This is a genomic window from Nitrospirillum bahiense, from assembly GCF_007828025.1.
Taxonomy (GTDB): domain Bacteria; phylum Pseudomonadota; class Alphaproteobacteria; order Azospirillales; family Azospirillaceae; genus Nitrospirillum; species Nitrospirillum amazonense.
Window position 1 is genome coordinate 33803 of record NZ_VITO01000031.1, and the last position, 12753, is coordinate 46555.

General features: G+C 64.8%; 11 protein-coding genes. 6 read left to right on the forward strand and 5 right to left on the reverse strand.

The features are described 5' to 3' along the window. Window positions 1-51: 51 nt before the first annotated feature. Both FBZ88_RS28170 and FBZ88_RS28175 read left to right on the forward strand, forming a co-directional pair. On the forward strand, window positions 52-537 hold the full coding sequence (locus tag FBZ88_RS28170) for an Lrp/AsnC ligand binding domain-containing protein (RefSeq protein ID WP_040843736.1): 486 nt from the start codon (window positions 52-54) through the stop codon (window positions 535-537). 122 nt (window positions 538-659) lie between these two features. Then, on the forward strand, window positions 660-1934 hold the full coding sequence (locus tag FBZ88_RS28175) for an AAA family ATPase (protein ID WP_145620306.1): 1275 nt from the start codon (window positions 660-662) through the stop codon (window positions 1932-1934). 26 nt (window positions 1935-1960) lie between these two features. Here FBZ88_RS28175 and FBZ88_RS28180 read toward each other — a convergent pair whose 3' ends face one another. Then, on the reverse strand, window positions 1961-3223 hold the full coding sequence (locus tag FBZ88_RS28180) for a BaiN/RdsA family NAD(P)/FAD-dependent oxidoreductase (protein ID WP_281290166.1): 1263 nt from the start codon (window positions 3221-3223) through the stop codon (window positions 1961-1963). A 223-nt stretch (window positions 3224-3446) separates the two neighbouring features. On the opposite strand from FBZ88_RS28180, the gene FBZ88_RS28185 reads away from it, so the two are divergent. Together FBZ88_RS28185 and metH are read left to right on the forward strand one after the other, a co-directional pair. Then, window positions 3447-4520, forward strand: a complete 1074-nt coding sequence (locus tag FBZ88_RS28185; RefSeq protein WP_145620307.1) for a homocysteine S-methyltransferase family protein — start codon at window positions 3447-3449, stop codon at window positions 4518-4520. A gap of 58 nt (window positions 4521-4578) precedes the next feature. Further along, window positions 4579-7254 (forward strand): methionine synthase, encoded by a 2676-nt coding sequence (metH, locus tag FBZ88_RS28190; RefSeq protein ID WP_145620308.1) that lies wholly within the window; start codon window positions 4579-4581, stop codon window positions 7252-7254. Window positions 7255-7273: 19 nt separating this feature from the next. On the opposite strand, the gene FBZ88_RS28195 is transcribed toward metH, so the two are convergent. The 4 genes from FBZ88_RS28195 to FBZ88_RS28210 form a co-directional block, all read right to left on the reverse strand. Further along, a complete protein-coding gene (locus FBZ88_RS28195; RefSeq protein ID WP_186464640.1) occupies window positions 7274-7867 on the reverse strand; it encodes a beta/gamma crystallin-related protein in 594 nt (197 codons plus the stop codon). 15 nt (window positions 7868-7882) lie between these two features. After that, a complete protein-coding gene (locus tag FBZ88_RS30430) occupies window positions 7883-8584 on the reverse strand; it encodes a beta/gamma crystallin-related protein (RefSeq protein ID WP_186291252.1) in 702 nt (233 codons plus the stop codon). A gap of 201 nt (window positions 8585-8785) precedes the next feature. Further along, a complete protein-coding gene (gene metF / locus FBZ88_RS28205; RefSeq protein ID WP_145620310.1) occupies window positions 8786-9745 on the reverse strand; it encodes a methylenetetrahydrofolate reductase in 960 nt (319 codons plus the stop codon). A 25-nt stretch (window positions 9746-9770) separates the two neighbouring features. Further along, window positions 9771-10700, reverse strand: coding sequence for an ArsR/SmtB family transcription factor (locus tag FBZ88_RS28210; protein WP_145620311.1), 930 nt, complete (start codon window positions 10698-10700; stop codon window positions 9771-9773). 427 nt (window positions 10701-11127) lie between these two features. Between FBZ88_RS28210 and FBZ88_RS28215 the strand changes: the two genes are divergently transcribed. Both FBZ88_RS28215 and FBZ88_RS28220 read left to right on the forward strand, forming a co-directional pair. Beyond that, window positions 11128-11871, forward strand: coding sequence for an MlaA family lipoprotein (locus tag FBZ88_RS28215; protein WP_145620312.1), 744 nt, complete (start codon window positions 11128-11130; stop codon window positions 11869-11871). Window positions 11872-12008: 137 nt separating this feature from the next. Then, window positions 12009-12662 carry an MlaC/ttg2D family ABC transporter substrate-binding protein gene (locus tag FBZ88_RS28220; RefSeq protein ID WP_145620313.1) on the forward strand — a complete coding sequence of 218 codons (654 nt, stop codon included), beginning with the start codon at window positions 12009-12011 and terminating at the stop codon, window positions 12660-12662. Window positions 12663-12753: the final 91 nt, after the last annotated feature.

The following is a 12753-nucleotide window of genomic DNA, read 5'->3' on the forward strand; positions in this document are numbered from 1 at the left end:
GGCATTTTTCAGTATATCATCCGGCGAAGACGCCCTTCGGACGATGAAAATATGACCCGCCAAACCGCCGACCAGTTGGACCGCATCGACCTGAACATCCTGCGCATCCTGCAGGAGGATGGGCGCCTGTCGAATGTGGAACTGTCCCGCCGCGTGAACCTGTCCCCCACCCCCTGTCTGGAGCGGGTGCGGCGCCTGGAACGCGACGGCTACATCCAGGGCTACGCGGCGCGGCTGGACCCGGAACGGCTGGGCCGCAGCCTGATGGCCTTCATCGAGGTGCGGCTGGACCGCACCAGCCCCGACGTCTTCAAAATCTTCGCCGACGCCATCGCCCCCATGGATGAGATCCAGGAATGCCACATGGTGGCCGGCGGCTTCGACTACCTGATCAAGGTGCGCGTGGCCGACATGGCGGCCTACCGCGCCTTCCTCGGCGACAAGCTGTCCAGCATCCCGGGCGTGGCCCAGACCCACACCTATATGGTGATGGAGGAGGTGAAGTCGACGGCGGCCATACCAGTGCCGGTGCGGTGAGATTTGGGTAGCGGCGCCTAAGGAATCAGCCAAGAATGCCTAAGCGTAATCTCTGGTAGAAAAATACCCTGAGCCAGGGCAGCATATCGGGCGTCCGTCCATTGAGTTGCGGGGCTTGCTTTATGAATGAGCATCGGTTGCCGGAGGATGAGTTTGCCAAGAAAATGGCGACTGTCTTGTCACCCTCGCATGCCATTGATTCAGTCGAGCTTCTTAAAGGCCGCGATGCGCAACTTTCCGAAATACGGCGCGCGTGGCATCAAATTGGCCGCCAAATTTTTATTTATGGGTACCGGGGAGTTGGGAAAACCTCACTGGCACAGACGGCCGCACATCAACAACAGTCTTCTGACCAACATCCGATACGCGTTATCTGTGAAGAGAATGGAACGTTCACAAAAGTCGTTCATGATATTTTCTGCCGGGCCTTTCCGGCAGATCCTAGAATACTAAAACAAAAACTAGATGCTGCTGTGGGACTTAAGGTAGGCACATTTTCGGCAGAAATGCGCCAATCCATAGAAGCTGGGATCCCACCCGAACCCAAATCAATTAATGAAGCTGTTTTAATTACAAAATTTCTAATGTCATTCCACTCTGCGCACCCGGTTATTATAATTGATGAATTCGATATGTTAAAAAACAAGTCTGAAGCGGCAAAATTTGCTTCGTATATCAAAGAATTAGGCGACTCTAGTATAAATGTAAAGTTCATATTCTGCGGAATCGGTGAAGCCATAGATACTTTTTTTGCCACTCACGAGTCAGCTTATCGACAATTTCACACTGTAAAACTTGAGCGTCTGGATTTTGATCCCCGCTTGGAAATTATAAAATCCGCGTCGGAAGCCTTGAATATTTTTATCGATAAAACAACCGCGCTACGCATAGCCCGGGTTAGCGACGGTTTTCCGCATTTCATCCACCTCATTTGCGAAAAGCTATTCTGGATAATTTATGAGGACAGTCCTGATTTGAAAGTTAGAGCTGATCATTTCGAAAGGGCTATCAATAACGCGGTCTCGGTAATTGAACCTTACCTGAAGAAGCCCTATGAAAAAGCAACCCAAACTTATAGCAATGATTGCGAAGAAATTTTATGGGCAGTAGCTGATGATCATCAGCTACAACGCCCAACGAAAGAAATTATAAGCTCATATGAGAGAATAATGCGAACCAGGGGCAAAGAACCTTTAGCGAAGAATACATTCTACTCAAGAATGAACCAAATGAAAACTGAGGCAAGAGACTCCATATTAATAGGAACCCGCTCAGGTTGGTATGAATTCCGTGAAAAGATGATGCGCGGATACGCGCGCATGAGGGCGACGCAAGAACGTGTTGAGCTTGATGTCGAACATCCTCTCCAAAAGAAAAAATTTCAGCGGGAGAACTAGATTCTCGAAAATTATCCCCGTATTTCTTAATATGCGTTCTCTGTTTGCACACTAGAAGGCCACGACACTGCCATCCCCTCCGCCGCCGCCAGCGCCCCGCTGAAGCAGGCCTGCAGCAGATAGCCGCCGGTGGGCGCTTCCCAGTCCAGCATTTCCCCCACGGCGAAGACACCCGGCAGGCGGCGCAGCATCAGGTGATCGTCCAGTTCGGTCAGTGTGATGCCGCCGGCGGTGGAGATGGCGCGGTCCATGGGGCGGATGGCGGTCAGGGTGATGGGCAGGGCCTTGAGGCGCTGGGCCAGCGCGGCCGGGGTGGCGAGATCGGCGGGCGGGACGCCCTCACGCAGCAGGGCGGGGACGACGCCCTCCAGCCCCAGGGCTTTGCGCAGGCGGTTCTTCAGGCTTTCCGACGGCGGCGCCTTGGCCAAACGCGCCGTAATGGCGGCCAGGTCCAGATCGGGCTTGAGGTCGATGCGCAGCACCGCCTGGCCGTCGCGAGCGATCACCTCCCGCAGCGGCGCGCCCAGGGCGTAGAGGGCGCCGCCTTCCAGGCCGGTGCGGGTCACCACCGCCTCCCCCCGGCTGGTCTGGCCGGCGAAGGACAGGGCGATGCGCTTCAGGGGCTGGCCCTCCGCCCGCTCGATGAAGGCGGGGGACCAAGCGACGTCGAAACCGGCGTTGGCGGCGCGGAAAGGGGCGAGGTCGATGCCCTTCGCCGCCAACAAGGGCGCCCAGCCGCCGTCGGAGCCCAGGCGCGGCCAACTGGCGCCCCCCAGGGCCAGCAGGGTGGCGTCCGCCGCCACCACCAGCGGCCCCTCCGGCGTGTCGAAGGCCAGCGCGCCGTCGTCGGTCCATCCGGTCCAGCGGTGACGGGCCTTCAGCGTCACGCCCAGCCCATCCAGCCGGCGCAGCCAGGCGCGCAGCAGGGGGGAGGCCTTGAGGCCTACGGGGAAGACGCGGCCGCTGCTGCCCACGAAAGTTTCGATACCCAGGCCGTGCACCCAGGCGCGCAGGTCGTCCGGCGTGAAGCGCCTGATCCACGGCGCCACCACCGGCGCTGCCGCGCCATAGCGGGTGAGAAAGCGGTCCAGCGGTTCGGAATGGGTGATGTTGAGGCCGCCGCGCCCCGCCATGAGGAACTTGCGCGCCGGTGATGGCATGGCGTCATAGACGGTAACGGTGATGCCCCTGCCGGCCAACGCCTCGGCCGCCATCAGGCCGGCGGGACCGGCACCGATCACGGCCACCGCCCGGCGCCCGCGCCCCTCTTGCTCCGCCGTCTGCGGCACCCTCTGTCCCCTACGAATTCAGTCCTAGCCGCTTCTAGGCACGCACCGCCATCGCCGTCAATGCGCGCCACCACAAAAGCGCATGGCGCCTGCGACACATGCATCACATAAAGACATCTTTATGTTTGCATCTGTATCCCCACATGACTAGGGTGGCGAACATTGTTACCTGACAACCGGCCGCTTCCATGCCCTGGGGGCCCCGCCGGTGGAGTGCGTGATCATGGCCCTGACCCGTTCCGAACGCCTGGCCCGCCTGCCGGAGCTGCTGAAACAGCGCATCCTGGTGCTGGATGGCGCCATGGGCACCATGATCCAAGGTTACAAGCTGGATGAGGCCGGCTATCGCGGGGAGCGGTTCAAGGACTGGCACCGCGACGTGCGCGGCAACAACGACCTGCTGAACCTGACGCAGCCGCAGATCGTGCGGGAAATCCACCAGCAGTATTTCGACGCCGGTGCCGACATCGTCGAGACCAATACCTTCAACTCCACCAGCATCAGCCTGGCCGACTACGGCATGGAAGACCTGGCCTATGAGTTCAACAAGGCCGGCGCCGCCCTGGCCCGCGCCGCCGGTGACGCGCTGGAGGATGCCGATACGTCGCGCCCGCGCTACGTCGCCGGCGCCATCGGTCCGACCAACCGCACCGCGTCCATCAGCCCGGTGGTGACCGACCCCGGCTTCCGCAACGTAGATTTCGATGAGCTGCGCACCGCCTATCGCACCCAGGTGGAGGGCCTGATCGACGGCGGCGTCGACATGCTGCTGGTCGAGACCATCTTCGACACCCTGAACGCCAAGGCCGCCCTGTTCGCCGTCGACGAGGTGCTGGAGGAAAAGGGGCTGGAACTGCCGGTCATGATCTCCGGCACCATCACCGACCGCTCCGGCCGCACCCTGTCCGGCCAGACGACGGAGGCCTTCTGGAACAGCCTGCGCCATGTGAAGCCGCTGAGCATCGGCCTGAACTGCGCGCTGGGTGCCGACCTGATGCGCCCCTACGTCCAGGAACTGAGCCGCGTCGCCGACACTTACGTCAGCGCCCATCCGAATGCCGGCCTGCCCAACGAGTTCGGCGGCTATGACGAGACGCCGGAGCAGATGGCCGACGCGCTGCGCCATTGGGCCGGCGACGGGCTGGTGAACATCGTCGGCGGCTGCTGTGGCACCTCCCCCGTCCATATCCGCGCCATCGCCGAGGCGGTGAAGGGCATCACCCCGCGCCCGCCGGCCGACCGACCGGCGCGCATGCGCCTGGCCGGGCTGGAGCCGTTCGAGATGCCGGCCTTTTAAACCATCCCCTCCAGACCCAGGCGTCCCGCCCCTCGTTTCGCTTCCGGAATCAGCCGCCATGACCCAGCCCCGCACCGCCATCTTCATCAATGTGGGTGAGCGCACCAACGTCACCGGATCGGCCAGGTTCAAGAAGCTGATCCTGAACGGCGATTATGAGGCGGCCCTGGCCGTCGCCCGCCAGCAGGTGGAGGGCGGCGCCCAGATCATCGACGTGAACATGGACGAGGCCATGCTGGACAGCGAGGCCGCCATGGTCCGCTTCCTGCGCCTGATCGCCTCGGAACCGGACATCGCCCGCGTGCCGGTCATGATCGACAGTTCCAAGTGGAGCGTGATCGAGGCGGGACTGAAGAACGTCCAGGGCAAGGCCATCGTCAATTCCATCAGCCTGAAGGAAGGCGAGGACGCCTTCATCGCCCAGGCCAGGAAGGTGCGCCGCTATGGCGCCGCCGTGGTGGTCATGGCCTTCGACGAGAAGGGCCAGGCCGACACGGAAGCCCGCAAGGTGGAGATCTGCCGCCGCAGCTATGACGTGCTGGTCAACAAGGTGGGCTTCCCGCCGGAAGACATCATCTTCGACCCCAACATCTTCGCCGTCGCCACGGGCATCGAGGAACACAACAACTACGCCGTCGACTTCATCAACGCCACGCGCCGCATCCGGGCGGAGCTGCCGGGCGCCCACGTCTCCGGCGGCCTGTCCAACGTCTCCTTCAGCTTCCGCGGCAATGAAACGGTGCGCCAGGCGATGCATGCCGTGTTCCTGTACCACGCCATCGCCGCCGGCATGGACATGGGCATCGTCAACGCCGGTGAACTGCCGGTGTACGAGGACATCCCGGCCGAGCTGCGCGAGCGGGTGGAGGATGTCATCCTCAACCGCCGCGAGGACGCCACCGACCGCCTGCTGGAAGTGGCGGAGAAGTACAAGGGCGGCGGCGCCAGGAAAGAAGCGGACCTCAGCTGGCGCCAGGCGCCGGTGAACCAGCGCCTGACCCACGCCCTGGTGCACGGCCTGACCGACTGGATCGACGAGGATGTGGAGGAGGCGCGCCAGGCCGCCGATCGCCCCCTGTCGGTCATCGAAGGCCCGCTGATGGACGGCATGAACGTGGTGGGTGACCTGTTCGGCGCCGGCAAGATGTTCCTGCCCCAGGTGGTGAAGTCGGCCCGCGTCATGAAAAAGGCCGTGGCCTACCTGCTGCCCTACATCGAGGCGGAGAAGGACGGGGCCGCCAGCCGCAGTAACGGCAAGGTGCTACTGGCCACGGTGAAGGGCGATGTGCACGACATCGGCAAGAACATCGTCGGCGTCGTCCTGCAATGTAACAATTACGAGGTGGTGGACCTGGGCGTCATGGTGCCCTGCGCCAAGATCCTGGAGACGGCCAAGCAGGAGAAGGCCGACATCATCGGCCTGTCCGGCCTGATCACCCCGTCGCTGGACGAGATGGTGTTCGTGGCCAAGGAGATGCAGCGCGAGGGCTTCGACCTGCCGCTGCTGATCGGTGGCGCCACCACCAGCAAGGTGCACACGGCGGTGAAGATCGACCCGGCCTACCAGGGCCCCGTCGTCCATGTCATCGATGCCAGCCGCGCGGTGGGCGTGGCCGGCAACCTGATCAGCCTGGCGGCCAGGGGCGACTACACCCAGGGTGTGAAGGGCGACTACGCCCGCATGCGCGAGGCCCACGCCCGCGCTCAGGCCGGCCGCGCTCGGCTGCCCATCGCCGACGCCCGCGCCAACCGCGCCAAGCTGGACTGGGCCGCGTACGAGGCGCCGCAGCCACTGAAGCCCGGCCTGACGGTGTTCGAGGATTACGACCTGGCGGAACTGGTGTCGCGCATCGACTGGCGCCCCTTCTTCCAGGCCTGGGAACTGGCCGGCACCTTCCCCGCCATCCTTGAGGACGCCGTGGTGGGCGAGGCGGCGCGCAACCTCTATGCCGACGCCCAGGCCATGCTGCAACGGATCGTCGGCGAGAAGTGGCTGACGGCCCGCGCCGTGGTCGGCCTGTGGCCCGCCAACACCGTGGGCGACGACATCGAGGTCTATGCCGACGCCGGCCGCACGACGGTGACGGCCACGCTGCACACCCTGCGCCAGCAGATGGCGCGCGAGGCCGGCCGTGATCGCCCGCACCTGGCCCTGGCCGACTTCGTGGCGCCCAAGGAGACGGGTGTGGCCGACTGGGTGGGCGGCTTCGCCGTCACCGCCGGCATCGGGCTGGAGGAGCGCGCCAAGGCCTTCGAGGCGGCGCACGACGACTACAGCGCCATCCTGCTGAAGGCCCTGGGCGACCGCCTGGCCGAAGCCCTGTCGGAACGCATGCATGAGCGCGTGCGCACCGAGCTGTGGGGCTACGCCACCGGCGAGGCGTTGAGCAATGAGGACCTGATCGCGGAGAAGTACCGGGGCATCCGCCCGGCCCCGGGCTACCCCGCCTGCCCCGACCATACGGAGAAGGGCATCCTGTGGCAGCTGCTGGACGCGGAGAAGAACGCCGGCGTCACGCTGACCGAGAGCTACGCCATGACCCCCACCGCCGCCGTCAGCGGCCTGTACTTCGCCCATCCGGACGCGAAGTATTTCGGCCTGGGCAAGGTGGAGCGCGACCAGGTGGCGGACTACGCCGCGCGCAAGGGCATGGACATGGCCACCATGGAACGCTGGCTGGCCCCCAACCTGAACTATGAGCCCACCGCCGCCGGGGACGCGGCGGCGGCGTGAGGCTGCGCCCCTTGTCCGGCTAACCCTCCGGCCAAATGTCGGTTTGGCGGTAGGCGCAGTTATAGCCCCACACCTTGCCGTCCCAGGTGAGGCGCCCCTCGCTTGGGCCGCCGTCGAACTCGCCCTGACCGGAGGAGCCGAAGCGTTGGGCGAAGGCCGCACGGATATCGGGTCGGCAGTCGCCCGCGCTGGTGAGGGACCATAGGGTCGTCGGCCGTCTGGTGTTCCACACAATGGGTGAACCGGTGCCGGTGGTCGCCGCCGGTTCCGGCGCCGGCCGGTCAATCCGGCGTACGGAGGAAATGGCCTGGTCCAGGCCGATGCGGGACAGGTCGTTGACCACGTCCCAAGCCCTGACCGTCTCACAGTCACGATAGCCGGCGTGGCGGCACACCTCCCACGTTCCGCCCGTGACCGTCAGGGACCGCGCCCGGTCGTTCCAACCGTCGCCGGCCAAGTTCTCGGTATCCTCTTCAATATCGAGGGTACTTCCGCCCCGGTCCTGTCCCGAATACAGGATGACCATGGCGTCGTATGCCCATGCGGTCCCGGGCAGGGTGGCACCCAACATCAGGCCTGCGGAAATCAGCAGCCGCGCGGTGACACCTGCCATTCCCATCCCCCATCATCACTGCCAGATGTTGATCTGCTCCGGCGTGCAGCGATAGTGCCAGCGATCCCCATTCCAGAAGATGCGGCCTTCCCACTCCTCACCCCGGAAATTGACGTCGCCCGGCGGGCCGAAGCGCTGGACGAAGGCGTCATAGATGCGGCGGCGGCAGTCGCCCATGGGCGGGGGGCCGTCCCGCCGGTCGTCATTCCAGGTGACGCCACCACCATAACTGGGCGGTGGGGGCGGTGGCTGGTCATAGGCCGGCGGGCCCGAGGGAGCATTGTTCCAGGTGATGCCGCCGCCATAACCGGGCGGTGGGCCGTATGAGGGCGGGGGCGGCGGGTCGTAGACGGGCGGCGGAGGCGGTTCCGGCTGGTAGTAGCGGCCATCGATCTGCCGGGCGGAGGAGACGGCGTTGTACAGGCCGATTTCGCCCAAATCGCCGATCCGGGTGCCGCGCCCCACCCGCTTGCAGTTGCGGAAGCCGGAGTCCTTGCACACCTCCCACTCGCCCGAGCGCACGATCATGGATTTGGCGCGGTCGTTCCAGCGCCCCATGTCGGCCAGGTTTTCCACGCCATCGCGGATGGTTAGCGCCTCGCCCCGGAAGAAGGCTTCGGAGTACAGGGTGATTTCCCCCGCCAGCGCACCGCCAGCGGTCATCAGGGTGCCGGCCAGCACGGCCGCCCCCATCACTCGGTGCATCAATCGTGTCATGACGGTCCACCCTGTCGTCCGGACCAGCGGGCGTGCCCGCCGGATCAAGTCAGTACCGGCCCAATTCCTTGCAATCATCGTTTGCAAGAATGCCTACCGGCGGATTTAACCTAAAGCCACGAGAATGGCGAGCCCGTGGCGGCGCGGTGGCATCATCCGGATTTTGGGACCGCGACTGCGGGTTCGCGATTTCGGGCACGCTCAGACGGCTTTGGGCGCCCTCACCCCCAGCATATGGCAGATGGCAACCGTCAGGTCGGCGCGGTTGAGGGTGTAGAAATGGAAATCCCGCACCCCTTCCCGCTCCAGCCGCAGGCATTGCTGCACGGCCACGGTGGCGGCCACCAGCTGGCGGGTCTCCGGTTCCGCGTCCAGGCCGCCGAACAGCTCATCCATCCAGGCGGGCACGACGCAGTTGCATTTGGCACCCAGCTCCACCGCGCGGCCGAAGTTGGTGATGGGCAGGATGCCCGGCACGATGGGGATGTCGATGCCGGCCGCCGCGACCGTGTCACGGAAGCGTAGGAACTTGTCGGTATCGAAGAAGAACTGGCTGATGGCGCGGGTGGCACCGGCGTCCACCTTGCGCCGCAGATTGTCGATGTCGGCGGCGGCGCTCGCGGCCTCGGGATGGGTTTCGGGGAAGCAGGCCACCGAGATTTCGAAGTCCGCCACCCGCTTCAGCCCGGCCACCAGGTCGGTGGCGTAGGCGTAGCCGCCGGGATGGGGCTGGTAGCCGCTGCCGCCCAGGCCGCCGCTGCCGTCCGCCGCCTGGGGCGGGTCACCACGCAGCGCCACGATATGGCGGATGCCGGCATCCCAATAGGCGCGCGCGATGGTGTCGATCTCTTCCTTGGTGGCCGCGACGCAGGTCAAATGGGCGGCGGCCGGAATGCCCGTCTGCTGCTGGATGGCGGTGACGGTGGCATGCGTGCGTTCACGCGTGGAGCCGCCGGCACCATAAGTGACCGAGACGAAGGCCGGCGACAGCGGTGCCAGGCGACGGATGGCCTGCCACAGCGTCTGTTCCATCTTTTCCGTCTTGGGTGGGAAGAATTCGAAGCTGACGCGCAGGTCCCGCGGCACTGTCACCAGCGGCTCCCCCCCGCCCAGTTGGCGGGCCAGCGGCGTATCGGCGGCGGTCTCGGTCACGATGGTCATGGCTCTCTCGGAGTCTTCGGGGCTATCAGGCGGGCCGCTGGCCGGACCACAGGGTCACGGTCAAGGGAGTGCCGGGCAGGTGCACGGGTTGGGCCGGCGTCAGACCGGCATGGCCGAACCACTGCGCCATTTCGGCATCCGTGAAACCCAGGCGGCGGTGGGCATGGTCAGTCCGCAGGTTCTCCAGATCATGGCTGGCGAAGTCGACCACCACCACACGGCCGCCGGGGCGCAGCACGCGCGCGGCCTCCACCAGCACCTCCTGCGGATCTTCAGCGTAGTGGAGCACCTGGTGAATGATGACCATGTCCTGGCTGCCGCTGGGGACGGGGACCTGGTACATGTCGGCCAGCCGCACCTGCACATGGCGCAGGCCCGCCTTTTCCAGATTAGCCCGCGCCACCGCCAGCATTTCCCGCGAGGCGTCGATGCCCAGGGCGCGGGTGACATGGGGGGCGAACAGCTCCAGCATGCGGCCGGTGCCGGTGCCGATGTCCAGCAGGTCGCCGATGCCGCCGCCCGGCACCAGGGCCAGCAGCGCCTGTTCCACCTCGCGTTCGGGCACGTGCAGGCTGCGCACCTCATGCCAGCGGGCGGCGTTGTCGCGGAAATACTGGGCCGCCGTTTCCTGCCGGGCGCGCTTGATCTGATCCAGCCGCTCCAGGTCCAGCGCCAGGCCGGGGTCGTCCGCCGGGATGGCATCCACCAGGGTCCGCGCCAGTTCCGCCACCGCCCCCCGCTCCGCCAGGCGATAGTAGGCCCAGATGCCTTCGCGGAAACGGTCCAGCAGCCCCGCATCGCACAGCAATTTCAGATGCCGCGACACGCGCGGCTGGCTCTGCCCCAGGATCTGCGTCAGCTCACTGACCGTCAGTTCGCCATGAGCGCACAGGGCCAGCAGACGCAGGCGCGTCGGCTCAGCCGCCGCCTTCAGGGCCCCCAGCAGAAAATCCATGGTCCGACGATCCCGTGCCACCGCAGTCTATGGGATCATTTGTACATATAAAGATGTCTTTATGCGAGAGAATAATGACAACGATACGAGACGGCAAACGCGCCACACGGACGATGGGCAAGGCGATATAATGGTCTAAGTCCCAGCGCCGGCCCGGAAGCGCGGTCGCACCCGCCCACTCGTCCGATGGCCGACCCCTATATCGAAGGTCAGATAGAAAATGGCCCCACCTTGGCCCACCTCTTAGTGGCGCCTGGATTTGGCCACAAAGTATGCCAATCATTCACCAATAACCAATTTAACCGTGGGTTGACGCATGCGCCTGATGTCGCCGATCCCGCAGGGCGGGCCCTTGGTTTCTTCCATGCCGACACGGCTCCCGGCGCATCGGCGGCGGCGATTGGCCCCCGCTTTACTTGCGGTAGGGATGCTGCTGGGTGTCTCGGCCTGCGCCCACAATCCCGATGGTTCCCCCCAGCACCCGGCCCTCGCGGGGCCCGAGGCCAACGACCCGCTGGAAGGCATGAACCGGGGCATCTTCTGGTTCAACGATCAGGTTGACCAGGCCGTGCTACGCCCTGTGGCCCAGGCTTACCGCTGGGCCATCCCAGCGGCGCTGCGCGACGCCGTGTCCAACGTGCTGAACAACGTGCGCTCCCCCCTCACCCTGGCCAACAACCTGCTGCAGGGCGACTGGGATGGCGCCGGCGTGACCGTGGAACGCTTCGTCATCAACTCCACAGTGGGCATCGGCGGCCTGGTCGACGTGGCCGCGGCCAACGGCATCCCTTACCACTATGAGAGCCTGAGCCAGACCTTCGCCGTCTGGGGCATAGACGAGGGGCCCTACCTGGTGTTGCCCTTCCTGGGCGCCTCATCCGTCCGCGACGCCGTGGGCTTCGGCCTTGAAGCATGGGGTGACCCGGTCACCCGCGTGTCCAGCAACACCAATAATGACTGGGCCAACTATACCCGCGTGGGCCTGACGGTGCTGGACGTGCGTTCGACCTATTTCGAGGCGCTGGACGATTTGCGCAAGAACAGCGTCGATTATTACGCCGCCATACGCGCCGCCTACCGGCAGCAGCGTGATGGCTATGTCTTGAACGGCAAGGCAGATCCGCGCCAATACCCCAGCATTCCCGACTACTCCCAGAACCCTGACCCGTAATAGAAAGGCCCCGGGCTCCGGGGGATCACCGGCATCGGTCGGGTGTTGAAACTGTACTGCCCCGCCGTGACACCCATCACTGCATCCGCCCCCGTCCCCGACAGACTGTCCTGACACACGAAGAGATCAACAAGGCCATGACCAACATGCTGACGCGCCGCACCCTTTTGCTCGGCACCGCCACGATGGGCCTTGCCCTGTCTTTGGGCTTGCCGTTCGCCACTCCCGCCCAGGCCGCCGCGGATGCCGGTGCGGCCGTGAAGTTCGTCCAGGGCCTGGGCGACAAGGCCATCGGCGTCCTGTCCAAGCCTGGCGCCTCGAAGGCGGAGATCCAGTCCACCTTCACCCAGCTGCTGCAGCAGAACTTCGACCTGCAGACCATCGGCCGCTTCGTCCTGGGCCGCTACTGGAACGTCGCCAACGACGCCCAGCGCCAGGAATACATGAAGCTGTTCCAGACCATGATCGTCTCGGTCTATTCCGAGCGCTTCAGCCAGTACGCGGGCGAGACCTTCAAGGTCGGCGCCGCGCAGCCGGACGGCGAGAAGGATGCCATCGTCAACAGCCAGGTTGTCCGTTCCAACGGACCGGCGGTGAACGTCGATTGGCGCCTGCGGTCCAAGGACGGCAGCTTCCGCATCATCGACGTGGTGGTGGAAAACGTCAGCATGAGCCTGACCCAGCGGTCGGAGTTCGCGTCGGTGATCGAAAGCCATGGCGGCGACTTCAACGCCCTGCTGGAAGCCCTGCGCGACCGGATTCAGAAGGCCAACGCCGGCGTGGCCCAGTAAAGGCCGGCATCCGAGAGAATTGGCAGTTGGAATGGCGTCCCGAGGCAACGACCCCGGGGCGCCATTTTCTTTTGGCGCGGGGCGCCGTAGC